Below are 21,517 nucleotides of genomic sequence, written 5' to 3' on the forward strand. Positions count from 1 at the left end.
AGCCACCTGCCCAATCACCTCTGACGCCGATCACGCCTGAAGAGTCCCCGAAGCTGTCACCGCCGCCGCCGATTCGGATCGGAGTTCAGGACAGTCCTCCCAACGACGTGGAGATGCCTCTGGTTGATCATCTGGAGGAACTGCGTCAGAGAGTGCTGCGCAGTCTTGTCGCAGTGGTTGTCTGTGCCTTGGCCTGCCTTCTGGCGGTGCGGCCTCTGGTCAGAATTCTTGAAGAGCCCGCCGGTTCGATCCGTTTCCTGCAACTGGCTCCTGGGGAGTTTCTGTTCGTCTCCTTCAAAGTGGCCGGCTATGCGGGACTCACGCTGGCACTTCCCTACGTGCTGTATCAGGGGCTTGCCTTTGTTCTGCCAGGCCTGACCCGTGGAGAGCGTCGACTGATTGCGCCGTCGGTGGCGGGATCAGCTGTTCTGTTCATGGCTGGGCTGGGCTTTGCATGGTGGGCACTGGTGCCTGCTGCGCTGAATTTTCTCGTCAGTTATGGCGCCGATGTCGTTGAGCCCCTCTGGTCGATTGAGCGCTATCTCGACTTCGTTCTGCTGCTCATGCTGTCGACCGGGCTGGCTTTTCAGCTTCCAGTTCTGCAGCTTCTTCTGGGAGTCTTCGGCCTGGTCAACTGGCAACGCATGCTCTCCGCATGGCGCTGGGTCGTGCTGATTTCAGCCCTGGCCGGTGCTGTCCTGACGCCGTCCACGGACCCGGTCACCATGTTGTTGCTGGCTGGGGCAATCACCGCTCTCTACCTGATCGGAGTGCTTCTCGTCGCAGCGGTTCAACGGTTCAGAGCAGAAACTCCTCCAGAGTCCCCTCCCCCTGCAGCTGCAGACTGAGCGCCTTTCCGAGTCGCGGCTTGTCCCGGGTCGTGAGCAACCAGTCACGCACAGTCTCCGCTTCCCCCAGTCTGTTGACGATTTCCAGGACTTCCGCGAGATGAGCCCGGTAATCGGGCTCATCCAGAGGGAAGGACTGTTGCTCGAGGTAAGCCCACATCACCTGGATGTACATCCGCCTGCGCCTGGTGACGAGCTGAAGGTCATAACTGGCTTGCCAGCGAGAGCGCAGCAGGTCGATGACTTCATCGACCGACAGAGGGCGCGACTGCCTCTCGGAGGAGGGATCAGCGAGCACTGATGAAGACCTTAAACATCAATGAAAATCCAGTCTCGGCAAAGTGTGACACGCCCCTATAGCGCCCATAATGGGTCCCATCCAGTGCCCAACGAACGTCAGACATGACTCAGATGCCAGCCGCTGATGTGCCCGGAATGGGCCGCAGGCAGTTCATGAATCTTCTGACCTTTGGGTCCGTGACTGGCGTCGCCCTCGGAGCGCTCTATCCGGTGGTGAACTACTTCATTCCTCCACGTGCTGCAGGAAGCGGTGGAGGCACAAGTGCCAAGGATGAACTCGGCAATCCCGTGACGCTGACGGGCTGGCTGAGTGACCACCCCACAGGTGATCGCAGTCTTGTCCAGGGGCTTAAGGGAGATCCCACTTATTTAATCGTTGAAGGTGAGGACGCCATCGGCAGTTACGGCATCAATGCCATCTGCACTCATCTGGGCTGTGTTGTCCCCTGGAACAGTGGTGCCAACAAGTTCATGTGCCCTTGCCACGGCAGCCAATACGACGCCACCGGCAAGGTGGTGAGGGGCCCTGCGCCCCTCTCTCTGGCCCTCGCCAACGTGAGCGTTGAGGACGACAACGTTTTCGTGAGCCAGTGGACCGAAACCGACTTCCGAACAGGTGAGAAGCCCTGGTGGGGCTGATCAACAACCTTTTTCCCACCGCTCTCTCAAACAAGCCTCCGATGCGCCGAATTCTCTCCACACTTTTCGCAGCCCTGATCATGGGCTTTGCCGTGTTCGCGGCTCCCTCAAGCAGCTGGGCTTACCCCTTCTGGGCTCAGCAGAACTATGCATCCCCAAGAGAAGCCACAGGCAAGATCGTCTGCGCAAACTGCCACCTGGCCAAGAAAATCACCCAGGCAGAGGTTCCTCAATCCGTTCTTCCAGACACGGTGTTCAAGGCGGCAGTGAAAATCCCTTACGAGCAAGGCCTCCAGGAAATCGGTGCAGACGGCAGTGATGTGGGTTTACAGGTCGGAGCTGTGATCCAACTCCCTGACGGCTTCACCCTGGCCCCCCAGGACCGCTGGACTGATGAGATCAAGGAGGAAACGGAAGGTGTTTATTTCACGCAGTACAGCGATGATCAACCCAACATTCTTCTTGTAGGTCCGATTCCAGGTGATCAGCACCAGGAAATCGTTTTCCCTGTCCTTTCACCGGATCCTGCCACCGACAGCAACATCCACTTCGGCAAATACCAGATTTTCGTGGGGGGTAACCGAGGCCGCGGTCAGGTCTATCCCACCGGAGAGAAGAGCAACAACACCGTTTACACCTCTCCCGCCAGCGGCACCGTCTCAGCCATTGAGGATGGCGACAATGGAGCCAAGGTCATCACCATCGACACCGCTGACGGCGAGAGCAGCACGGAAACCATTCCCGTGGGGCCTGCGCTGCTGGTTGGAGTCGGTGATGCCATTGAAGCCGGTGCTCCCCTGACCGATGACCCGAATGTGGGTGGCTTCGGCCAGGTTGATGCTGAAGTTGTGCTTCAGAACCCCGTTCGCATCTATGGTCTGTTGGCGTTCTTCGCAGCTGTTTCTCTCGCCCAGATCATGTTGGTTCTGAAGAAGAAGCAGATTGAGAAGGTGCAAGCCGCTGAGGGTGTCTGAGATCAGTGTTGGTCCCTGCAATTTTCACGTCCCCCGGGCCCGAGCTGTTTCAGCTCGGGCCTTTCGTACTGCGTTGGTATGGACTGCTGATTGCTGTTGCCGTCCTGATCGGACTGAATCTCTCCAGCTGGCTGGCGCGACAGCGCGGCCTTGACGCCAATCTGATCAGTGATCTGCTGCCGATCCTCGTGCTTGCAGCAGTCGTCGGTGCGAGAACTTATTACGTCGCCTTCGAGTGGGGTTCCTACCAACGCTCATGGTGGGATGTGTTCGCAATCTGGAAAGGAGGTATTGCTATCCATGGAGCACTCCTGGGGGGCTCACTGGCGGTGATTCTGTTCTGCCGTTGGCGAAGGGTTCCCTTCTGGGATGTTTTGGACGTGTTGGTGCCCTCAGTGGTACTGGGACAGGCCATCGGGCGCTGGGGGAACTTCTTCAATTCGGAAGCGTTTGGGGTCCCGACCGATCTGCCTTGGAAACTGTTTATTCCCGAAGGAAACCGGCCAGGTGTTTTCAAAACGTCTGAATTCTTCCACCCCACATTTCTCTACGAATCCCTCTGGAACATCGGAATTTTTGTGTTGTTAATGGTTCTTTTCCGACTCGGACGCGAGAGAAAGATCTCGCTGCCGTCAGGAGCTCTCAGCTGCATCTATCTGCTCAGCTATAGCCTTGGTCGCATCTGGATCGAAGGCTTGAGGATCGACCCGCTCTGCCTCGGCGGACAACCACCCTTCTGTGACGGGGGCCTGCGCATCGCTCAGCTGATGAGCCTCGGCTTGATGGCCATTGCAGGCTTCGGTTTGTTCTGGCTGTATGGACGCAAGACGGCTCTTCCGGATCCGGGTCTGAAGCAGGCAGACCCTTCATGACCATGATCTCGATCGTGGGTGCTGGCCCGGGAGCACCTGATCTGCTGACTCGCCGAGCCGAAGACCGCATTTTCAACGCTGATGTTCTGATCTGGACCGACTCGCTGGTCTCACCTCAGATCGCCGATCTTGCCCCCGCCGGATGTGAACGGGTCCGGACCAGCACTCTCACTCTGGAACAGGTTCTGCCCCTGATGATCGAACGTGCCACCAGCGGGAAGAAAGTGGTGCGCCTTCATGATGGCGACCCCTGTCTCTACGGAGCTCTGAGTGAACAGGTCTGCGGACTTGCCGATGCAGGAATCGAGGTGGAGGTTGTTCCTGGCATCAGCGCCTATCAGGCAACCGCTTCTGCCCTGAAGGCGGAACTGACGATCCCAGGCCTGGTTCAGACGATCGTGCTGAGTCGCAGCGGAGGCCGAACAGGCGTTCCTCAACGAGAAGATCTGAGGAACCTGGCAAGCCTTCAGGCTTCGCTTTGTCTCTACCTCAGCGCCCGCCATGTGGATGAGGTTCAATCCACGCTGCTTCAGCACTACCCAGCAGACACTCCGGTCGCAATCGGCTATCGGGTCAGCTGGCCTGATGAATCACTGGACCTGGTCCCTCTCGATCAGATGGCGAAGATCACGCACGATCGCAATCTGATTCGCACCACGCTGTATGTGATTAGTCCAGCCTTTCGTTCAACCAATCAGCGATCGAAACTGTATTCGCCTGATCATGACCATTTATTCCGGCCCAGGCACTGAAAACTGGGGACAGGTGGTGTTTTAAGATTGCACCATCGGGCGATTAGCACAGTGGTAGCGCACTTCCTTCACACGGAAGGGGTCACTGGTTCGAATCCAGTATCGCCCATGGATTTCAAGCCCTTGTTTTGCAGGGGTTTCATCTGATTCCCAAGTTCAGATGCCTTTCAAAAACAACATTATTTAAAGCAACAAAAACCACAAGCCAAAGACCAATTAGCGGATTTGACTATCGAGCTTTTGATCTTGAAAACTCAATCCGCGATTCATTTCGATGATGCAGCCCTGACAAGCCTCCTGAGTCATCTTTGTAATTGAGTCTTGATAGCGCTTCATCCATCAATAGCCTTCTGCATCAAGGGGGTCTGGCAGACCGGTTCCAACTACATTCGGTTCAACAGATTTCATTTGTCATGGCAAAGGGCTACTGGATCAGCACTGGCATGATTCACACCTCGTTGGCCATGGTCCCTTACATCAGCCGACTCACTGAATGGCTACCGACCGTCGGAGCAAAATTTCTTGTGCGTGATGTCCAGTGTGATGTTCGTGAAGGATCCCCTGGTTCCCTGAATGTGATTATCGAGTTCCCATCTCTGGTCTCAGCGGTTTCTGCCTATGAGTCAAAGGACTATCAGTCCCTGATTGAGCTGCGAACACCCCACTCTGATCTCACCCTGTCGATCTCGGAAGAGTTGGTTGCCTAATTCCTCAGGGTGTTGATCACTACGGATGTTTTGAAGGTTTTCGTGCAAGATCATCACGTCTTCGGGTCAACACCGGAGATGCGTCGAACCAAGGAGGGGTGGGACCCTCCTTTTTTTCTTGGCTGATCCACGCTGCTGGACATGACGACCACAGCCCATCCGCAGTTCTGTGAGCAAATGCGCCAAGATCGCAACGATTTTGGATCAGGCGATGCTTCGAATGAAGAACCCGATTCTTCAAAAAATTTGGGCGGTCCTCACCTGGAGATGGCGCATGCAGATCGCCCTCAATGCCCCCTTTGCGCTTCTCTGGGTTGCTGACAAGACCAATCCAGCAGTGCATGCTTTCAACATGACGGCTCTCTCAGCCATGCATGCTGAATGGCTGGCACCGATGATCGGTATTGCCTGAAATTGCATTAGGCAACAGCGATCAACGCTGACGGAGCGTGAGCATCCAAAGCCAGATTGCAAACAGTGTTCCGACTGGAATCACGATCACAAGCAGCTGAGCGATCACCAGATTACGAACTTCGGGGTCCATCGTTCAGAAGGGAATCACAAGCGACCAGCGCTTGCGTCTGTATCGCCATCGCTTGCCCGAGCCCTCCACTTCTGGGACTTCACCTGCATTGAACCCCTTCGGATCTCCAGGATTGTCGCTGACTTCAACAGCCCCTTGCATCGGCAACTCATAGCCCACAAATTGATCACCTTCTTGTTTGCAAGAACGCACCTGATGTTGCGAATAGCTGGTCCATAACCCTGCTCTGCGAACGCTGTAACGACCAGCAGATTCAGCCCACCGACTGCATGCCCGCAAGGCTGACTCCGACGAGTCATAACGTCCGAGGGCCTCAATGAAACTGACGAGGTTGGGAACCTGAGTCACAACCAGAGCCGCCAGAAGCAGCTGAGTCATCCGGGTTGATTTCATCAAGCTGTGCTCACTCCCTCACAATCACCGCAAATCGTGATGCCATGCGGGAAACAAGGCTCAGCCAAGCCTGACCGCAATCAGGGAAGGCTCAATTCCGATGTGGCAACTGTCTCTGTGTGCCTCGTGGCACTGACAGAACAGCAAATCAAGCTTAATTTCACGGCAATTGTTTCAGTGAGGGTCGGATGTGGTTATCGGATTCCGAGCAGGCAAAGGATGGAACAACCGTCTCAACCCTGCAGGAGATCGGTGAACTGCTCCGTCAGGCTCGGCTCGAACAGGGTCTGAGCTGCGAGCAACTGGCTCAGTCCCTGAAAATGGGCAGCGAACAGTTGCAGGCTCTTGAAAATGGTGATCTGCAGAGACTTCCTGAACCGGTTTTCATCAAGGCGATGACCCGCAGGGTCGCCTCCAAGCTCGGACTCGATAGCGACCCCCTGATCACCAGACTTCAAGACGTTCTGCCTGCTCCCAAGGCTGCCAACAACTTCTCGAGTTCCCTGCCCGGAAGTGGTGCTGCCAACGGCGGTGTCGCAAAGGCAGGAGCGTCAAACCGTTCGCAAAGCACCGACAGCGTTTTCATGCCATGGCAGCGCCTGGCTTTGGCTGCTCTGGCGATCGGTGCTGTCACCGGTGGAGCAATGGTGGTGGCCAGTCAGCGTCGATCCATTGAGCCAGCCTCGATCAAGGCGGCAACGATGTTGAAACAACCCACTGCGCCCACACCTCAACCAGCTGCACCTCAGGAGAAGTCCGCAGGCTCGATCTCCATCAGCAGCAAGGAACCCAGCTGGCTCTCAATCCGCAATGGCGAAGGCGAGGTTGTTTATGAAGGAACCCTCTCTGACAGCAAATCCCTGCCTGCAGAATCGAATCTGGAGATCTACGCCGGACGGCCTGATCTGGTCCTGATCAGCAATGGAGACGGAGCACCCAGGCCCCTCGGGCCCATCGATCAGGTGCGCTGGTACAAACTCAATCCTGAACTCTGACTTTGAGGTGCAGACCGGTGACTTCCCTCACCAGTGCTGAACAGCTTTCAAGACTCCACTGTTCAAGGCTGAGGTTCTGATTCAGACGCTCCGGCACCAGCTCCAGGATCAGATCATTGCCTTTCACATCGGCTTTCAACGTCTGAACAACGGGATCGGGACGTCGATCCAGAGCTGCGGCCAGGCGAAGTAACAGAGCCATCTCTGACACTGTTCTGCGATTATCCCGGGTCTGAAGAGCCTGCCAGGACTCATGACGCTTCTTCGGAAGACTGCGACGGTGATAACGGGCGATGGCCGCAATCATCAGATGTTCGGATTCGGAATAACCCAGTAGCTCGCCGTGGCGGATGAGATACCAGGAATGCTTGTGATAAGCACTGAGATTGATGTGCTGACCACAGGCATGGAGCATGGCCGCAGCCCAGAGGAGATCCCGGCCGGATCCGTCATCACGATGCAAGGTCTTGTGGGTGCTGTCGTAAAGATTGAGTGCGTGGCTGGCAACCCGCTCTGCACGGGCCTGATTGACCGCAAAACGTTGCACCTGATGGATCACGGTGCGCTGGCGGATGCTGCTTTGAAAACTGAAGCGGTCTTCCAGGAGGCCATGACGCAACATCCAATCCACGATCAGCCCCTCGCGCAGCGCCCGCTCGCTCAGAACCAGTTCATCAACTCCCAGCATCTGCATTGTTGTTTGCAGGATGAGCGAACCAGGCACGATGATTTCCGCACGCCGATCGTTGATGGCCGCTAGACCACGTCGCTGCTCAGGTGTCATGACGGCCAGACGGTCCACGACACGGTTCAGACGCTGCCTTGAAACCTTGTAACCATGGAGCTTCAGAGGTGGCCGGTCGTCTTCGCTGGCCGCCAAAGCACCGATGGCCATTGCAGTGCCGCTGGTCGCCACAAGCACTGGTGTCTCTCCAGGCTTGATACGTCGATGCACCTTGTCCACAGCAGGTTCAAGCGAACCCTGGATGAACGCCTGCAGAAATGAGCGGCGCTGGGGAGGGATCGGGTCGTCCTTGACGAAATCCCGCTGCAGCCTGACCGCGCCGACGCGTGTGCTGGTGAGAGCACGGGCATCCCGACCATCCGCAAGGATCAGTTCCGTGGAGCCTCCGCCGATATCCAGCACCAGATGGGGACGATCACCGAAGGGCATACCCGACAGCACGCCCAGGTAGATCAGCCGTGCCTCCTCCGGGCCACTGACCAGATCCACATCCAGGTCGAGTTCATCCTTGATTGTCTGCAGAAAGTCCCTGCCGTTTGGAGCCTCCCGTACAGCGCTGGTCGCGGCAACAACGACCTGCTCCACCTGATGGCTCACGGCCAGCTCACGAAAACGGCGAAGGCTCTCCATCCCTCTGGCCATCGCTTCGGGTGTCAGCTCGCCTGTCTCGGGATCTCTCTCTCCGAGACGGGTATTCGACTTCTCGGCCAGATCGATGCTGAAAGTCCCCAGGGCCACATCCACCGAAGCCACGAGCATGTGGGTGGAATTGGTGCCCACGTCAATGGCGGCCACAGTCCTGACTTTTCGCGATCCACTCAGATCACCGTTCGCTGACTGCTTGGCCGATTGATTGCTGGGGTCCACCGCGGGTGCTGGGGAAGACTCGGCACCTGGCATGGCGCACCGTGATGGAGACGAGCCCACTCTGCCATCGGCGCTCCGGGCCGAGTCGCCGCTGATTAAGGTTCCAAAAAACCACGCTTCGGGTTCTGCGCACTGTGACTGGCACGACCTTTTCTCGCGTCATGTCGCCCTGGGTGGCTCTGCTGCGATGGAACAAACCAAGCGGACGCCTGATTCTTCTCGTCCCCGCCGGGTGGAGTCTCTGGCTCGCTCCGGACTCTCCTCCGCCGGCGCTACTGGTGATGCAGATCCTGATCGGCGGATTGGCCGTGAGCGGGGCCGGCTGCATCGCCAATGATCTCTGGGACCAGAGGATTGACAGAGAGGTCGAACGCACACGCCAACGTCCCCTCGCCAGCGGTGCACTGAACCGGAGCCAGGCGACTGCTGGGCTCGTGCTGCTCCTGGCTCTATCCCTTGGGATTGTTCTCAGCCTGTCGTCCCAGATGCTGCTCTGCCTGCAACTGGCAGTCCTGGCCCTTCCTCCGATCCTGATCTACCCATCCGCGAAACGCTGGTTCCCATTCCCTCAGGCACTGCTGGCGATCTGCTGGGGCTTCGCGGTGTTGATCCCCTGGGCGGCATTCACAGGAAGCATCACCCCATCGATCCCCCTTATCAGCTGCTGGTTCTCCACCCTGTGCTGGACCTTCAGCTTCGACACGGTCTACGCCATGGCCGACCGTCCGGATGACGCGCGGCTCGGCCTGCGCAGCAGCGCATTGACCCTCGGACGCAACGCCATCCGGACCGTTCGAGCTGGATATGGGCTCACATCGGCATCCCTGGCCGTAGCGGCCGCAGCCGCCGATGTTGGGGTGTTCTTCTGGCCCTTCTGGGTCATCGCCACCATTGGTCTCTGGCGCTCCACACAAACCCTGCGAGCCAGTGAACAACAGCCAGCAACGGTCTATGCCCGCCATTTCGGGCGTCAGGTCCAGATCGGAGCCTTGCTGCTCGTCGGCCTTGTGCTTTCTCGTCTGAGCTGATGCAGCCATCCGAACCTCTCTGGCCAATGCCCGCTCCTTTGCAGTTGGGCGACAACGTCACCATTGCGGCTCCAAGCTCGGCGATCTGCGATGAAGCCAGCCTGCATGCAGGGATCGCCGTGCTCGAGTCATGGGGGCTGACAGTGAACACCCCGACCTGCCTGGGTCGGCACTGGGGCTATCTGGCAGGGCGCGACAGCGCACGATCCAGCGATCTGTCTGCTCAAGCGGGGAGCGCACTGCTGGCCTGTGCCCGAGGCGGCTGGGGCGCCGCCCGTCTCCTGGAACATGCCGTTGCCTGGAAGGAAGGGTGGTTTCTTGGCTTCTCCGATGTCACAGCCTTGCTCTGCAGCCGCATGGCGAGCGGCTTTGGAGGCGGCATCCATGGACCGCTGGTCACAACGCTGGCTGGCGAACCTGTCTGGAGCCAACAGCGTCTTCATGATCTGCTGTTTGGGCATTCGGTTGCCCCCCTTCAGGGGACGAGCTGGGCTGAAGGCATCGAATCCGGCCCATTGATCACGGTGAATCTCACGGTGGCATCCCACCTGCTCGGCAGCCGTCACCTACCCGATCTGCGTGGAGCAATCCTGGTGATCGAAGACGTGGGTGAAGCTCCGTACCGCCTTGATCGAATGCTCACCCATTGGCGGCTTGTGGGGGAACTTCAGGGGCTAGCAGGCATTGGTTTCGGGCGATTCAGCGGTTGCGACGACGCTGAGCAGAGCGATCCCACACACACGTTCAGCTTGGAGCAGGTGCTGCGTGAACGCACTCAGGACCTGGGTTGTCCTGTGGTCGCGGATTTGCCCGTGGGTCACGGAAATGGAGGCAATGCAGCCCTGCCGATGGGCGTGCCCGCTCAACTGGATGGCAACAGCGGCACCCTGAGCCTGGAGCTGTCGACTCAACGCTGAGCAAGCACAGCCTCAGCCACGATGAGATCGAACGGCGTGGTGACCTTGATGTTGGCGGGGCCGGCATCCAGCACCCGGACTGGCCATCCCAGGCGTTCAAACAGGGAGGCATCGTCGGTGACCGACCAACCGAGGGCCCTGGCCTTTGCATGGCCTTCACGCAGAGCAGCAACAGCAAAACCCTGGGGTGTCTGCGCTGCCCAGAGCTCTGCTCGATCCGGTGTTTCAGCAATGAGTCCCCCACCGTTCACACGCTTGATCGTGTCGGTTACAGGCGTCGCAGCGATCACAGCATCACCGCCCAAAACCGAAGCAGCGCAGCGATCGAACAATCCTGGATCGACAAGACAGCGGGCACCGTCATGAATCAGCACATGCTCCGCGTCCCCCGGGAGTGCCACCAAGCCTCGCTCCACCGATTCCTGGCGTGTGCTGCCACCTTCGATCCAGGCAACAGGCTTGGGCGCAGCCTGCAGGAGGGGGGCAATCTCGTGCTGATCGCCAGGCTGACCGATCACCCCGATCCAACCGATCTCCTCAGCCGCGAAAGCCGACTCCAGCGTCCAGGCCAGCAAAGGCCTGCCCCGAAGCTTGAGCAGGAGTTTATTGCGATCAGCCCCCATACGCCGGCCGCTGCCCGCTGCGGCAATCAACAGATGCACAAGCGACTCCTGCTGCCAGCAGTCTGAAACGGCCTCCATACAATCAGCTCGCACCACCTGTGCTGCTGGTTCATGCGCGTTCTCGCTCTCAGCCCCGGAAGCCTTCAACAGCAGCTCGAGCGCCTGCCGGCTCTCGCTGCTGCCGCTGATCAGCTTGAGGCCAGCCTCCAGGTGGCCTGCGATCCATCCCATCGCGCGCTCTGGACCATGCTGCCCGCGGTGAAGAAAGTGATTCCCTTCCCGTTCGAAGCGACTCCGAACCTCTCGGATTGGGCCAACCTTCTCGGGCTGGTCAGGGAACCTGACTTCCAGGCCTGCCTCAATTTCGCCACAGGGAGGCAGGTGAATTTGATGCTGTCGATGAGCCATATCCCGATGCGGGTGGCCACGGAAGGCTTTGCCAGTACGGCCTCAGCCACGGTTGAAGCAGGCTGGACGCCGCAGAAACTTGAAGCGTTTCTGTCCCCGATGGGCGTTTCTCTGAATGCCGATGCCTTCCGCCTCAGCCTGCCTGCGGATGCCATGGAGAAAGCCCGCAGTGCTCAGCCCGCAGGAGATGGTCCTCTGCTGCTGCTTGCCCCCGGGGCATTCCCTGGTGACTGGCCTCAGGAACGCTGGACGTCACTCCCGGAGACCATCCGCAGCAAGCTGCCCCAGTTGCGCAGCCTTGTTCTACCGACTGACATGCCCGTCGCCGAGCGTGCCGCTGCCGTTGCCTGCGCTGATGTGGTGCTCAGCAGTTGTTCCCTGACCCAGCTGATTGCCACCTACTGCGGGCTGCCGCTGGTTGCACTGGGTGCCAAGACAGACCAGCTTCCCCAAAGGGACATGATTCGCAGGCTCGACACGGATGATCTGAGTTCTCTGTCGGTCCCGGATGTGATGCAGGCTCTCGGCTTCTGATGATGCGCCCCCGGCGTGGCAGACGACAAGGTCTGCTCCGTGGCCGTCCACATCAACTGAAACTCCTCGCACGTCCCTGGATGCTGCCGGGACTGGCATTGACCGCGTTAGTCCTCGCAGGAGCCATCGGTTACCGAATCACCGAAGGATGGGATTGGGGGGATTGCCTGTGGATGGTGCTGATCACGATCAGCACCATTGGCTATGGGGAAGTGGAGCCTCTCTCCCAGCCAGGGCGATTGGTCACGGTTTTGATCATCGCCGGAGGACTGCTGGTTGTTCAGCTTTCGATTCAGCGTGTGCTGGGGTTGTCAGAATCCGGATACTTCCGTCAGGTACGGGAGCTGAGGTTTCGCCGGATGCTGCGGCGCATGCAGGACCACGTCATTCTCTGCGGCTACGGCAGGATCGGTCGTGAAATCGGCGAACAGCTGCTGCTCGAAAAGGCACCGGTACTCGTGGTCGAACTCGACCCGTTGCGCAAAAAAGCGGCTGAAGAACGCGGACTGAAGGTGCTCCAGGCCGACGCCACTCTGGATGAAACACTGATGGAGGCCGGCCTCGATCGTTGCCGAAGTCTGGTGACCGCATTGCCCAGCAATGCAGCCAATCTCTACGTGATCCTGAGCGCCCGGGGACTTGAGAAGCGATGTCGCCTCATCGCCCGAGCTGACAGCGAGGAAGCAGCGGCCAAGCTTGAACTGGCTGGTGCCAGTGTGGTGGTGAGCCCCTACGTGGCAGGCGGTCGGCTGATGGCGACGACGGCCCTGCGACCACTGGCCGTCGACTTCACGGATCTTTTGGCGGGATCCGACTGCGAAATCGAGGAATTCCGCCTCAGTGAAGATCCTCTGCTGATGCGTCAGATTGCTCACCGCAGCCTGCAGGAACTGGACCTGGCAAGGCGCACCGGCGCCATGGTGCTCGCCATTCGTGACAACAGCACCCTGCTGGCCAACCCCAATGGGGAGGTGACCCTGGCCCCGGGCCAGATGCTTGTGGTGATGGGTAGCAAGCAGCAACTGGAGGACCTGCGTCAGATTCTTGGTGACGCCATTGACGCAGTGGAAACCATGCGAGGCATGCAGGCCACTGAATGAAAGCTGGTTCTGCAGGTCCGTACGATCAGCCGGTCACAGGTCCTTGCATGAGCAGCATCCGCACCCTCGATGGCCAGATCGCTCTGGTGACAGGAGCCAGCCGTGGAATCGGTCGAGCCGTCGCCCTCGCCCTGGCTGAGGCCGGTGCTGAGGTGGTCGTGAACTACTCCAGCTCACCTGATGCGGCCGATACGGTGGTCAGTGAGATCCGGGAATCTGGAGGTCAGGCCTATGCCCTTCAAGCGAATGTGGCCGACGAGGAGGCTGTGAACGGTCTGATCAAGGCCGTGATCGAGCGCAGTGGAAGGATCGACATTCTGGTTAACAACGCCGGCATCACCCGCGATGGGCTGCTGATGCGGATGAAGACCGAAGACTGGCAGGCGGTCATCAATCTGAATCTGAGTGGAGTCTTCCTCTGCACCAGGGCCGTGACCCGCCCGATGCTCAAGCAGAAAAGCGGACGGATCATCAACATCACCTCTGTTGTGGGCCTGATGGGCAACGCCGGTCAGTCCAATTACGCCGCAGCCAAGGCAGGCGTCGTGGGATTCACCAGAAGCACCGCCAAGGAGATGGCCAGCCGTGGAATCACCGTGAATGCAGTGGCTCCCGGTTTCATCGCCACCGATATGACCAAGGAGCTTGATGCGGAGGGAATCCTCGCGGCCATCCCCCTGGGTCAGTTCGGAACTCCGGATCAGGTTGCCGGAGCTGTGCGGTTTCTGGCAGCTGACCCTGCTGCGGCCTACATCACCGGTCAGGTTCTGCAGGTTGACGGAGGCATGGTGATGGGCTGACGAGAGTCAGCGGCGGCCTCGTGCATCAAGGCTCAAGCGGTTGCCCCAGTTCATCCCTGAGTTTGCGGATCCGCTGAAGCAATCTGAATCTGCGACTGCGCTCTGTTGCAGTGAGAAAGATGCGTAACGGCACGTAGACCAACGCCATGATCCCGGCCAGACCGGTCAGCAGAACAAAGAACAGTGCCCCTGAATTGGCCATGGGTCAACGCTAACGAGCGCAGCGGCCTTCAGCAGACATCAGCGCACGATGATTCGGCTTTCCCCACTTCCTGCAGCAAGTCAGACGTCCAGTCGTTGTGGGACATTGACGAACGGGTACTTGTCGACCATGGCCAAGCTTCTCAGTTTTTCGGATGAATCCCGCGCTTCGCTGGAGCGGGGTATGAACGCTCTCGCCGATGCCGTGCGGGTCACCATCGGCCCGCGCGGTCGCAATGTGGTGCTTGAGAAGTCATTCGGAGCACCCGACATCATCAATGACGGCGACACGATCGCGAAGGAGATCGAGCTCGAGGATCCCTTCGAGAACATCGGCGCCAAACTGATCCAGCAGGTGGCGTCCAAGACCAAGGACAAGGCCGGAGACGGCACCACCACAGCAACCGTGCTGGCTCAGGCCATGGTTGAGGAAGGTCTGCGCAACACAGCATCCGGAGCCAGCCCGATCGAACTGCGCCGCGGCATGGAAGCTGCTGTTGAACACGTGGTCAAAGGCCTGTCGGAGCGAAGCCAGGCCGTCAGTGGAGATGCCATCCGTCAGGTGGCCACGGTCAGCGCCGGCGGCGATGAAGAGGTGGGCCAGATGGTGAAAGAAGCCATGGACAAGGTCAGCGTCGACGGAGTGATCACCGTTGAGGAATCCAAATCGCTGGCCACTGAGCTCGATGTCACCGAAGGCATGGCCTTCGACCGGGGCTACAGCTCCCCTTATTTCGTGACCGACGGCGACCGTCAGATCTGCGAGTTCGATAACGCACTGCTGTTGCTGACTGACCGCAAGGTGAGCGCGGTGGCCGACCTGGTGCCTGTGCTGGAAGCCGTGCAGCAGTCCGGCTCTCCGCTTGTGGTTCTGGCCGAAGAGGTGGATGGGGAAGCCCTGGCCACCCTGGTGGTGAACAAGAACCGCGGCGTTCTCCAGGTCGCCGCTGTTCGCGCTCCATCATTTGGTGAGCGCCGCAAAGCGGCTCTGGCTGACATCGCCATCCTCACCGGCGGCACGGTGATCAGCGAAGACAGAGCGATGACGCTCGAGAAGGTCACACTCGCCGATCTCGGCCGCGCCCGCCGAATCACGATCAGCAAGGAGAGCACGACGATCGTTGCCGGCGAGGAAAGCCGTGACGCAGTGGCTGAGCGGGTGGCCTCCATTCGGCGTGAACTCGACAACACCGAATCGGAATACGACCGGGAGAAGCTCAGCGAACGCATTGCCAAACTTGCTGGTGGCGTTGCCGTGATCAAGGTGGGTGCACCTACCGAAACTGAGCTCAAAAACCGCAAGCTGCGCATCGAGGATGCCCTAAATGCAACCCGTGCCGCCGTTGAAGAAGGCATTGTTGCTGGGGGTGGTTCCACATTGCTGCAACTGGCAGGAACTCTTGATTCCGTTGCTGCGGAGCTGGAGGGAGATCAGCGAACGGGCGTGGAGATTGTTCAGCGCGCCCTGAGCGCACCCCTCAAGCAGATCGCCATCAACGCTGGTGCCAACGGGGACATCGTTGTGGAGCAGGTGCAGCGCTCCGGGCAGGGCTTCAACGCCGTGACCGGCAATTACGAGGATCTGCTGCAGGCAGGCATTCTTGATGCCGCCAAGGTGGTTCGCCTTGGACTACAGGATGCTGTTTCGATCGCATCTCTGCTGATCACCACTGAAGTAGTTGTAGCCGACAAACCTGAGCCCCCTGCTCCGGCAGCACCCGGTGGCGATCCAATGGGTGGCATGGGCGGAATGGGTGGCATGGGCGGAATGGGCGGAATGGGAATGCCCGGGATGATGTGATCCAACCATGCGCGCCTGGTTTAACTCAGAGAGCCTGAACAAGGCGCGCATGAATCCGACAGACCGCCAGTGCTTCGCGCGGGGGCTTGCTGCAGAGATGTCCAAGCTCCCTGTTCAGAGCCTGGAGCTCACCCATCGGCAGGCCTGCTACCGGCAAAGCCAGAACAAGTCCTCCGACCATCGCCGGGAGTGAAATCAGGCGCAACATGGCATGAGTCTCGCGGGACTCAGCCAGTCTGCCTTTTCAGGTGACTGCAATAGGCCGCGACCTGGAGATCCACGCCGGTGATGGCTGTTCCGACAACGACCGCATCAGCCCCGCCCTCGATGGCATCAGCTGCGGTGACAGCAGAAGCGATGCCTCCTTCGCACACCAGCGGCGTGGAGGCAGGAAGCTGTTGTCTCAACGGATGCAACAGCTCCATGGCTGGTGGAGAGAACTGAGCGGTGTCTTCCGTGTAGCCAAAAAGCGTCGTTCCCACCCAGTCACATCCCAGAGCCGCAGCCTTGAGGCCATTCTCAACACTGTCGACATCCGCCATCAGAGCTGCACCAAGCTCCGTTCTCGCTCGTTGGATCAGCGACTCAAGCTCTTGGCCAGAGGGTCGCTTGCGTGCCGTTGCATCCAAAGCGATCACGTCGGCACCAGCCGCCCAGACCGCTCTGATGTCCTCCCATCGAGGCGTGATGTAGACCGAACTGTCCGGGAAAGAGCGTTTCCACAGCCCCACGATCAGGGCCTCCGGACAACGCTCCCGAACAGCTCCGATGTGCTCAGGACTCTCCAGCCTGACCCCGATGGCGCCGTTGCGAAGACTGGCTTCGGCCATAGCGGCGATCACATCGGGATGACGCATGGGAGACCCCTCTGGGGCCTGAACCGAAACGATCAAGCCACCCTGGAGATGGTCCCGGGACAAGTGATTCACCGACAAGACGACCATGCCCTTTCAGGACGCCTTGGGCAGATCCTGTTGGCTGACGGGTGTCAGCCAGCGCCGCAATCGTTGTGGACCTGCGGCAGGAACCGGTCGAAGACTGGGGGCCGGAGTGTCGTGACTGATCTCAGGATCAACAACGCGACCGACATCATCCAGACAGGTTTTCAACAAGGAGCTGAAACGATTGATCCCAGGGGACGGCAGCTCAGATTCCACATCCGAAGCTGCTTCGGCTTTGGCAGCAGGCGATGCATTCGATTCAGGCGCAGCAATCGGAGCAACCTCAGCCACAGGCTGTGCCGTGGACGATTGCGAACATTCTTCAGATGCCAGCAAACCCTGCGGCAGGGAGGCGACACCGAATCGGTGAACCCACTGCAGTTCGAGCCGTGTCAACAACGGTTGATCGTCCTGTTGCTGAGCCAGTTCAATCAGTTGCTGAAGGTTGATTTGGCGAGGATCCTGATGCTGATAAGGAGAATGGTTCACGGAATCAGGCAAGCTTGCGGTTGAGCAAAGGGCGGATCAGCAGAAACAAAGCGGCCGTCAGCAGCGTCAACACCAGAAGGCAGGTGGTGCCGGTAACGGAGCCATAGGGAGCTTCGAGCAGAACCGATGACAGATCAAGCGGGCCGGCATAGGCGGCACGAATGGGTTCAATCGCGAAGGTAAGGGGATTTAGCGATGCAAGCCAGCCCAGCCAGGGGGGCATGAAGCTCAGAGGGGCAAGCGCCGTGCTTGCGAAAAGCAGAGGCAGGTTGGCCACAAAGATCACTGCAATCAGTTCGATGTGACCCGGCAGGGCAAACGCCAGTCCAAGGCTCAACGCTGTGACTGCGAACACCAGCAGCAGCAAGGTGACCATCACCAGCAGAAGACCTGCAGCGCCTGGCCATCCATAGCCGAGCAAAGATGCGGTGAGCATGATCGCCAGGCTCTGCACAAGACTCAACGTCGTGATGTAGATCACAGAGGCCAGAACAATCGAACTGCGACTGCGCAACGGTGCCACCAGCAGGCGGTTCAGAAAGCCGAATTCACGGTCGAACATCACTGGAAGCCCTGCATTGAGCGCCGCACTGAAGGCAGTGAAGACAATCACCCCAGCTCCGAGAAAACGGCCGTAGCTCATGCCACCGGGCAGCAGCCCTTCCGGTGCGCGTGAGAAGAGAGCACCGAACAGAACCAGCCAGATCAAGGGCTGAAGTACACCGGCCACCAAGGTGGACGGACGTCGTTGAAGCTGAAGGAACAGACGTCTCGTCAGAGCGAATGTTTCCTGCAGAAGCTCGGCGATCGCCGAACCGTTGTCGGAGTTGGAGGAGCTTGAATCGAGGGCAGGACTGGTCATGGACAAGACGGAAACTGAAAGATGATCAGGTGAGGGATCAACGCATCGACTGGCGTCTCTCTTGCTTGGGATCTCGCTGACCTGCCACGGCAAGCTCGGCATCCATCAGAGTGCGACCGGTGGCCTGCAGATACACATCATCGAGACTGGGACGGCTCTGTGACAGGGAGAACACTTCAAGAGCCTCGCCCGCCAACCGTTGCTTCAGCGTTGCAAGCACATGCTCACCGTCGACAACGAGATTGAGTGAATAACCCTGAGCGCGGTTAATCACGATCCGTCTCACACCATCCACCACCTCCAGAAGTTGACAAACCCGTTCCGCTTCGGGCTGGTCACTGAATTCGCGCACTCTCAAGGTCACCCGATCACCGCCGAGCTGTTGTTTCAAGGCTTCAGGCGCACCCTCTGCAATCACGCGACCAGCATCGATGATCGCCATCCGATCAGCGAGAGCCTCCACTTCCTCGAGGTAATGACTGCTCAACAGGATCGTGGTTCCCTGATCGCGGAGGTCTCGAAGCACCTCCCAGATCACAGCGCGACTTTCGATATCGAGACCGACTGTCGGCTCATCCAGAACAAGCAGTTGTGGTTGGTGCAGCAAACCGGAAGCGAGATCCAGACGCCGTCGCATCCCGCCGGAATAGGTGCCGCAGCGACGATCGATCCAATCAGCCATCGACATCCGATCCACCAGCTGATCAATTCGGTTGTTCCGGTCGTGCCGCGGAAGATGGTAAAGATCTCCCTGGAGTGCCAGAAGCTCGCGGCCGGTGAGGATCTTGTCGATCGCCACCTCTTGAGCCACATAGCCCATCAGTTGACGCACCGTACGGGGCTCCTGAAGCGCGTCGATCCCTGCAACAACGACGCGTCCCTGATCAGGGGCAAGCAGTGTGGCCAGAATGCGCAGCGCAGTGGTCTTTCCCGCTCCATTCGGTCCAAGCAATCCGTAGAGGCAGCCTGAAGGAACCGACAGACTGAGTCCGCTCAGAGCCGAAACGGTCCCATAGGACTTTTCCAGTTGATCGAGCTCAAGCAATGACATCCCGCCCACGGAAACAATCGTTTGAAATCTAGGAAGCAATTCCTGTGAACCCTGCAGTCAGCGTCATCAGCCATCCCCTGAGCTGAAGATCAAACAGGGACGCCGCCGAGAGACGGCTGATGATCAGCAACAGACAGATCCCGAAGAGATAAAGAATCGACCAGCGGAACAATCCCTTGGCGCGATCAATGCTGTCAGGGTCTTCGGCAAGCTTGCCGATCATCTGAAGCAGGCGTCCATTGAAGGGAAGCACGAGCAGGCCATAGAAAAGCCCACCCTCCGGCAGTGCCCAGATCCCGAGCATGCTGATCAGGACCGTGGCCCAGCCATAACGGCGAATGGCGCGAGCTGTGACGACAGACCCCTTCACGACCGGCAGCATGGGTATGCCGACCGCGCGGTAGTCATCGCGCAGAAGCAGAGCCAGAGCCCAGAAGTGCGCCGGCGTCCACACCATCACCAGCGCGAACAGCCACCAGCCACTCAGCCCCACATGACCGGTGGCTGCGGCTGCGCCTACCAGAGGAGGGATGGCGCCAGCGACACCTCCAACCACGATGTTCTGGGGTGTCCTTGGCTTGAGCAGTGCCGTGTAAAGCAGGACGTAACTGCAGAGCCCAAGCAGCGAAAGGCCTGCGGCGAGACAATTCACACCACTGACGAGCAGCATTGCCGCCGCCAGAGTGCAGGAGACAGCACCGGCGAAAGCAGCTGTTGGTGACAGTCGACCCGAGGGCAGAGCACGGCCGCTTGTACGCTGCATGCGGCCATCAAGTTCCTGCTCCCACAGGCAATTGAGGACTCCTGCAGCGGCGGCGGCAAGAGCTCCACCACCAAGCGTGCAGACCAGTCTCGGAGAGGAGAGTGGCCAGCCCTCGGTCAAGGCCATCCCTCCAAGTGTCGTAGCCAGCAGCAGAGGAATCAGTCGCGGCTTGGCTACCTCAAGCCAGGCAGGAAGTTTGATTCGCTTGCGCGAAGGAACAACCTGTTCGCGCGTGAGCGGAGCCGAGGATGCAGCTGTGGCGGAACTAGCCATGACAGGCCTCCAGGGCGGAAGAGTCGAGAACGACGGACAGTGGATCTGATGAAGGTGGTTGACGCCTGCAGGTCAGTCCTGCGAGGACCGCGACCAGAAGACACGCCACGAGCTGATGAGCCACGGTCACTGCGGGCTGTGAAAGGCCAAGACGCAGAGTCGTGACACCAAGGCCGATCTGTGTGCCCACCAGCAAAGGAGCCATCAACAGAAGCGGCCACTGCTCTCGGCCCCAGCGCCCACTGAGCAGGGCCACCAGAACAAAGAGCAGCACACAGGAAGCTGCCGGCGTGGCCGCGGCACGATGCCAGTGCAGCCATTGACAGGACTGACCTGCCTCAAGACAGCGCTGAGAGGCCCAGGACGTGGCCATGCCAGCACCCAGGAGGCACTGGGCAGAAACCGCCAGCACACTCAATGAGCCGAAAACGGTCCACCAGCGAGGAGGCGAAACGGACTTGGGGTCTGCCAGAAGAGTCTGGGTAAGACCACTGACAGTGATCACCAGCGTGAGAGCCAGGGCCAGATGAGCCGTGACCACCCCAGAAGGCAATAGCTTCAGCACCGTGAGTGCTCCAAGGCCTCCCTGCAGAGCAACCATCAGCACCAGAAGGGCGCTGAGTGGTAGCAACCATCCAGGCAGATCACGGCGATACCACCAAACGACCACCATCTGCACCAGAAGAGCGACGCCGACGACAAAGGCGTCGAGACGGTGAAACCACTCGAGGAAGACCTGGACGTTCATCTGTCGACCAGGCAGCAGGCTTCCGTAGCAAAGAGGCCAATCAGGACAGGCCAGGCCTGCCTCCATGACCCTCGTCGCTCCTCCGATCACCACCAGAGCCACAAGGGCCACCACGAGATGGGCAGCCAACTGAGCCAGGCGGAGACGAATCGGATTGAGAGACGATGCAGTCAACGCAAACTCCTTAATGGAGATGGTTATCCACGGAACGTAGCCATCTGAATCAAAACGGCACGATGTGTAGCCAAGTGCAACATCTGCAATCTCAGACTTGATGCGACTTTGCTGACAAGAGTGCTCTTGAGCTCAGAAAAGCCGAAGGATTTTCAGGCTTGCTTAACA

Annotated in this window: 26 protein-coding genes and 1 tRNA gene; 15 read left to right on the plus strand and 12 right to left on the minus strand. The window is 59.1% G+C overall.

The genetic code is table 11. The annotated features are described in order from the left end of the window. The first annotated feature begins 113 nt into the window (after nucleotides 1-113). Nucleotides 114-848, plus strand: a complete 735-nt coding sequence (gene tatC, locus SynBIOSE41_RS13200) for a twin-arginine translocase subunit TatC (RefSeq protein ID WP_066906159.1) — start codon at nucleotides 114-116, stop codon at nucleotides 846-848. On the opposite strand, the gene SynBIOSE41_RS13205 is transcribed toward tatC, so the two are convergent. After that, nucleotides 799-1,146 (minus strand): DUF3067 family protein, encoded by a 348-nt coding sequence (locus SynBIOSE41_RS13205; RefSeq protein WP_066905923.1) that lies wholly within the window; start codon nucleotides 1,144-1,146, stop codon nucleotides 799-801. The two genes, tatC and SynBIOSE41_RS13205, sit on opposite strands and share 50 nt — an antisense overlap. Before the next feature lie 104 nt (nucleotides 1,147-1,250). Here SynBIOSE41_RS13205 and petC point away from each other — a divergent pair, with 104 nt between their 5' ends. From petC to SynBIOSE41_RS13240, 7 genes are all read left to right on the plus strand, one after another. Continuing rightward, a complete protein-coding gene (petC, locus tag SynBIOSE41_RS13210; RefSeq protein ID WP_066905926.1) occupies nucleotides 1,251-1,787 on the plus strand; it encodes a cytochrome b6-f complex iron-sulfur subunit in 537 nt (178 codons plus the stop codon). A 41-nt stretch (nucleotides 1,788-1,828) separates the two neighbouring features. Beyond that, complete coding sequence (gene petA, locus SynBIOSE41_RS13215) at nucleotides 1,829-2,761, plus strand: cytochrome f (protein ID WP_186538233.1); 933 nt, start codon at nucleotides 1,829-1,831, stop codon at nucleotides 2,759-2,761. Nucleotides 2,762-2,781: 20 nt separating this feature from the next. After that, nucleotides 2,782-3,633, plus strand: a complete 852-nt coding sequence (gene lgt, locus SynBIOSE41_RS13220) for a prolipoprotein diacylglyceryl transferase (protein ID WP_186541222.1) — start codon at nucleotides 2,782-2,784, stop codon at nucleotides 3,631-3,633. Then, complete coding sequence (cobM, locus tag SynBIOSE41_RS13225; protein ID WP_186538234.1) at nucleotides 3,630-4,385, plus strand: precorrin-4 C(11)-methyltransferase; 756 nt, start codon at nucleotides 3,630-3,632, stop codon at nucleotides 4,383-4,385. The genes lgt and cobM overlap by 4 nt, the downstream gene beginning before the upstream one ends. Before the next feature lie 37 nt (nucleotides 4,386-4,422). Then, nucleotides 4,423-4,494, plus strand: a tRNA-Val gene (locus SynBIOSE41_RS13230). A gap of 304 nt (nucleotides 4,495-4,798) precedes the next feature. After that, nucleotides 4,799-5,092 carry a DUF1330 domain-containing protein gene (locus SynBIOSE41_RS13235; RefSeq protein WP_186538235.1) on the plus strand — a complete coding sequence of 98 codons (294 nt, stop codon included), beginning with the start codon at nucleotides 4,799-4,801 and terminating at the stop codon, nucleotides 5,090-5,092. A gap of 220 nt (nucleotides 5,093-5,312) precedes the next feature. After that, a complete protein-coding gene (locus tag SynBIOSE41_RS13240) occupies nucleotides 5,313-5,504 on the plus strand; it encodes a hypothetical protein (protein ID WP_066906165.1) in 192 nt (63 codons plus the stop codon). 135 nt (nucleotides 5,505-5,639) lie between these two features. On the opposite strand, the gene SynBIOSE41_RS13245 is transcribed toward SynBIOSE41_RS13240, so the two are convergent. After that, nucleotides 5,640-6,014 (minus strand): hypothetical protein, encoded by a 375-nt coding sequence (locus SynBIOSE41_RS13245; RefSeq protein ID WP_186538236.1) that lies wholly within the window; start codon nucleotides 6,012-6,014, stop codon nucleotides 5,640-5,642. Between the two features lie 203 nt (nucleotides 6,015-6,217). Here SynBIOSE41_RS13245 and SynBIOSE41_RS13250 point away from each other — a divergent pair, with 203 nt between their 5' ends. Next, the gene (locus SynBIOSE41_RS13250) at nucleotides 6,218-7,024 is read left to right on the plus strand and encodes a helix-turn-helix domain-containing protein (RefSeq protein ID WP_255475767.1); all 807 of its coding nucleotides are present in this window, start codon (nucleotides 6,218-6,220) and stop codon (nucleotides 7,022-7,024) included. On the opposite strand, the gene SynBIOSE41_RS13255 is transcribed toward SynBIOSE41_RS13250, so the two are convergent. Then, nucleotides 7,008-8,669 carry a Ppx/GppA phosphatase family protein gene (locus SynBIOSE41_RS13255; RefSeq protein ID WP_186538237.1) on the minus strand — a complete coding sequence of 554 codons (1,662 nt, stop codon included), beginning with the start codon at nucleotides 8,667-8,669 and terminating at the stop codon, nucleotides 7,008-7,010. The genes SynBIOSE41_RS13250 and SynBIOSE41_RS13255 overlap by 17 nt on opposite strands. A 101-nt stretch (nucleotides 8,670-8,770) precedes the next feature. On the opposite strand from SynBIOSE41_RS13255, the gene SynBIOSE41_RS13260 reads away from it, so the two are divergent. Next, complete coding sequence (locus SynBIOSE41_RS13260) at nucleotides 8,771-9,664, plus strand: 4-hydroxybenzoate polyprenyltransferase (RefSeq protein ID WP_186538238.1); 894 nt, start codon at nucleotides 8,771-8,773, stop codon at nucleotides 9,662-9,664. Next, complete coding sequence (locus tag SynBIOSE41_RS13265) at nucleotides 9,664-10,581, plus strand: LD-carboxypeptidase (protein ID WP_186538239.1); 918 nt, start codon at nucleotides 9,664-9,666, stop codon at nucleotides 10,579-10,581. The genes SynBIOSE41_RS13260 and SynBIOSE41_RS13265 overlap by 1 nt, the downstream gene beginning before the upstream one ends. Here the strand turns inward: SynBIOSE41_RS13265 and ispD are convergent. Beyond that, the gene (ispD, locus tag SynBIOSE41_RS13270) at nucleotides 10,572-11,243 is read right to left on the minus strand and encodes a 2-C-methyl-D-erythritol 4-phosphate cytidylyltransferase (RefSeq protein WP_066906167.1); all 672 of its coding nucleotides are present in this window, start codon (nucleotides 11,241-11,243) and stop codon (nucleotides 10,572-10,574) included. The genes SynBIOSE41_RS13265 and ispD overlap by 10 nt on opposite strands. Nucleotides 11,244-11,315: 72 nt before the next feature. On the opposite strand from ispD, the gene SynBIOSE41_RS13275 reads away from it, so the two are divergent. The 3 genes from SynBIOSE41_RS13275 to fabG are packed head-to-tail and all read left to right on the plus strand — an operon-like array spanning nucleotide 11,316 to nucleotide 14,046. Then, the gene (locus tag SynBIOSE41_RS13275) at nucleotides 11,316-12,146 is read left to right on the plus strand and encodes a glycosyltransferase family 9 protein (protein WP_066905942.1); all 831 of its coding nucleotides are present in this window, start codon (nucleotides 11,316-11,318) and stop codon (nucleotides 12,144-12,146) included. Beyond that, nucleotides 12,146-13,246 carry a TrkA family potassium uptake protein gene (locus tag SynBIOSE41_RS13280; RefSeq protein WP_186538240.1) on the plus strand — a complete coding sequence of 367 codons (1,101 nt, stop codon included), beginning with the start codon at nucleotides 12,146-12,148 and terminating at the stop codon, nucleotides 13,244-13,246. The genes SynBIOSE41_RS13275 and SynBIOSE41_RS13280 overlap by 1 nt, the downstream gene beginning before the upstream one ends. 47 nt (nucleotides 13,247-13,293) lie before the next feature. Next, complete coding sequence (fabG, locus tag SynBIOSE41_RS13285; protein ID WP_186538241.1) at nucleotides 13,294-14,046, plus strand: 3-oxoacyl-[acyl-carrier-protein] reductase; 753 nt, start codon at nucleotides 13,294-13,296, stop codon at nucleotides 14,044-14,046. Between the two features lie 25 nt (nucleotides 14,047-14,071). Here fabG and SynBIOSE41_RS13290 read toward each other — a convergent pair whose 3' ends face one another. Further along, nucleotides 14,072-14,248, minus strand: a complete 177-nt coding sequence (locus SynBIOSE41_RS13290) for a hypothetical protein (protein ID WP_170953727.1) — start codon at nucleotides 14,246-14,248, stop codon at nucleotides 14,072-14,074. 129 nt (nucleotides 14,249-14,377) lie between these two features. Between SynBIOSE41_RS13290 and groL the strand changes: the two genes are divergently transcribed. Beyond that, nucleotides 14,378-16,048: a chaperonin GroEL gene (gene groL, locus SynBIOSE41_RS13295; RefSeq protein ID WP_186538242.1), complete on the plus strand. Its 1,671-nt coding sequence runs from the start codon at nucleotides 14,378-14,380 to the stop codon at nucleotides 16,046-16,048. Nucleotides 16,049-16,073: 25 nt separating this feature from the next. Here the strand turns inward: groL and SynBIOSE41_RS13300 are convergent, their stop codons facing one another. Genes SynBIOSE41_RS13300 through SynBIOSE41_RS13330 form a run of 7 tightly spaced genes read right to left on the minus strand, consistent with a single transcriptional unit; the run spans nucleotide 16,074 to nucleotide 21,349 of the window. After that, the gene (locus SynBIOSE41_RS13300; protein WP_066905948.1) at nucleotides 16,074-16,256 is read right to left on the minus strand and encodes a hypothetical protein; all 183 of its coding nucleotides are present in this window, start codon (nucleotides 16,254-16,256) and stop codon (nucleotides 16,074-16,076) included. A 19-nt stretch (nucleotides 16,257-16,275) separates the two neighbouring features. Further along, entirely contained in the window at nucleotides 16,276-16,968 is a 693-nt protein-coding gene (locus SynBIOSE41_RS13305; RefSeq protein WP_370594128.1) for an N-acetylmannosamine-6-phosphate 2-epimerase, read from the minus strand. Nucleotides 16,969-16,998: 30 nt separating this feature from the next. After that, nucleotides 16,999-17,478, minus strand: coding sequence for a hypothetical protein (locus SynBIOSE41_RS13310; protein ID WP_186538244.1), 480 nt, complete (start codon nucleotides 17,476-17,478; stop codon nucleotides 16,999-17,001). Between the two features lie 4 nt (nucleotides 17,479-17,482). Then, entirely contained in the window at nucleotides 17,483-18,340 is an 858-nt protein-coding gene (locus tag SynBIOSE41_RS13315; protein WP_186538245.1) for an ABC transporter permease, read from the minus strand. 37 nt (nucleotides 18,341-18,377) lie between these two features. Beyond that, entirely contained in the window at nucleotides 18,378-19,391 is a 1,014-nt protein-coding gene (locus SynBIOSE41_RS13320) for an ATP-binding cassette domain-containing protein (protein WP_186538246.1), read from the minus strand. Nucleotides 19,392-19,419: 28 nt separating this feature from the next. After that, nucleotides 19,420-20,427 (minus strand): heme o synthase, encoded by a 1,008-nt coding sequence (locus tag SynBIOSE41_RS13325; RefSeq protein WP_186538247.1) that lies wholly within the window; start codon nucleotides 20,425-20,427, stop codon nucleotides 19,420-19,422. After that, a complete protein-coding gene (locus SynBIOSE41_RS13330; protein WP_186538248.1) occupies nucleotides 20,420-21,349 on the minus strand; it encodes a heme A synthase in 930 nt (309 codons plus the stop codon). Before SynBIOSE41_RS13330 ends, SynBIOSE41_RS13325 begins: the two co-directional genes overlap by 8 nt. Between the last annotated feature and the right edge of the window lie 168 nt (nucleotides 21,350-21,517).

This window comes from Synechococcus sp. BIOS-E4-1, from assembly GCF_014279995.1.
GTDB lineage: Bacteria > Cyanobacteriota > Cyanobacteriia > PCC-6307 > Cyanobiaceae > Synechococcus_C.

Coding starts and splice junctions, on each gene's coding strand:
- tatC (WP_066906159.1), top strand. CDS start 114: ATGCCTCTGGTTGATCATCTGGAGGAACTGCGTCAGAGAGTGCTGCGC.
- petC (WP_066905926.1), top strand. CDS start 1,251: ATGACTCAGATGCCAGCCGCTGATGTGCCCGGAATGGGCCGCAGGCAG.
- petA (WP_186538233.1), top strand. CDS start 1,829: ATGCGCCGAATTCTCTCCACACTTTTCGCAGCCCTGATCATGGGCTTT.
- cobM (WP_186538234.1), top strand. CDS start 3,630: ATGACCATGATCTCGATCGTGGGTGCTGGCCCGGGAGCACCTGATCTG.
- SynBIOSE41_RS13235 (WP_186538235.1), top strand. CDS start 4,799: ATGGCAAAGGGCTACTGGATCAGCACTGGCATGATTCACACCTCGTTG.
- SynBIOSE41_RS13240 (WP_066906165.1), top strand. CDS start 5,313: ATGAAGAACCCGATTCTTCAAAAAATTTGGGCGGTCCTCACCTGGAGA.
- SynBIOSE41_RS13245 (WP_186538236.1), bottom strand. CDS start 6,014: ATGACTCAGCTGCTTCTGGCGGCTCTGGTTGTGACTCAGGTTCCCAAC.
- SynBIOSE41_RS13250 (WP_255475767.1), top strand. CDS start 6,218: ATGTGGTTATCGGATTCCGAGCAGGCAAAGGATGGAACAACCGTCTCA.
- SynBIOSE41_RS13255 (WP_186538237.1), bottom strand. CDS start 8,669: ATGCCAGGTGCCGAGTCTTCCCCAGCACCCGCGGTGGACCCCAGCAAT.
- SynBIOSE41_RS13265 (WP_186538239.1), top strand. CDS start 9,664: ATGCAGCCATCCGAACCTCTCTGGCCAATGCCCGCTCCTTTGCAGTTG.
- SynBIOSE41_RS13275 (WP_066905942.1), top strand. CDS start 11,316: ATGCGCGTTCTCGCTCTCAGCCCCGGAAGCCTTCAACAGCAGCTCGAG.
- SynBIOSE41_RS13280 (WP_186538240.1), top strand. CDS start 12,146: ATGATGCGCCCCCGGCGTGGCAGACGACAAGGTCTGCTCCGTGGCCGT.
- fabG (WP_186538241.1), top strand. CDS start 13,294: ATGAGCAGCATCCGCACCCTCGATGGCCAGATCGCTCTGGTGACAGGA.
- SynBIOSE41_RS13290 (WP_170953727.1), bottom strand. CDS start 14,248: ATGGCCAATTCAGGGGCACTGTTCTTTGTTCTGCTGACCGGTCTGGCC.
- groL (WP_186538242.1), top strand. CDS start 14,378: ATGGCCAAGCTTCTCAGTTTTTCGGATGAATCCCGCGCTTCGCTGGAG.
- SynBIOSE41_RS13300 (WP_066905948.1), bottom strand. CDS start 16,256: ATGTTGCGCCTGATTTCACTCCCGGCGATGGTCGGAGGACTTGTTCTG.
- SynBIOSE41_RS13315 (WP_186538245.1), bottom strand. CDS start 18,340: ATGACCAGTCCTGCCCTCGATTCAAGCTCCTCCAACTCCGACAACGGT.
- SynBIOSE41_RS13320 (WP_186538246.1), bottom strand. CDS start 19,391: ATGTCATTGCTTGAGCTCGATCAACTGGAAAAGTCCTATGGGACCGTT.
- SynBIOSE41_RS13325 (WP_186538247.1), bottom strand. CDS start 20,427: ATGGCTAGTTCCGCCACAGCTGCATCCTCGGCTCCGCTCACGCGCGAA.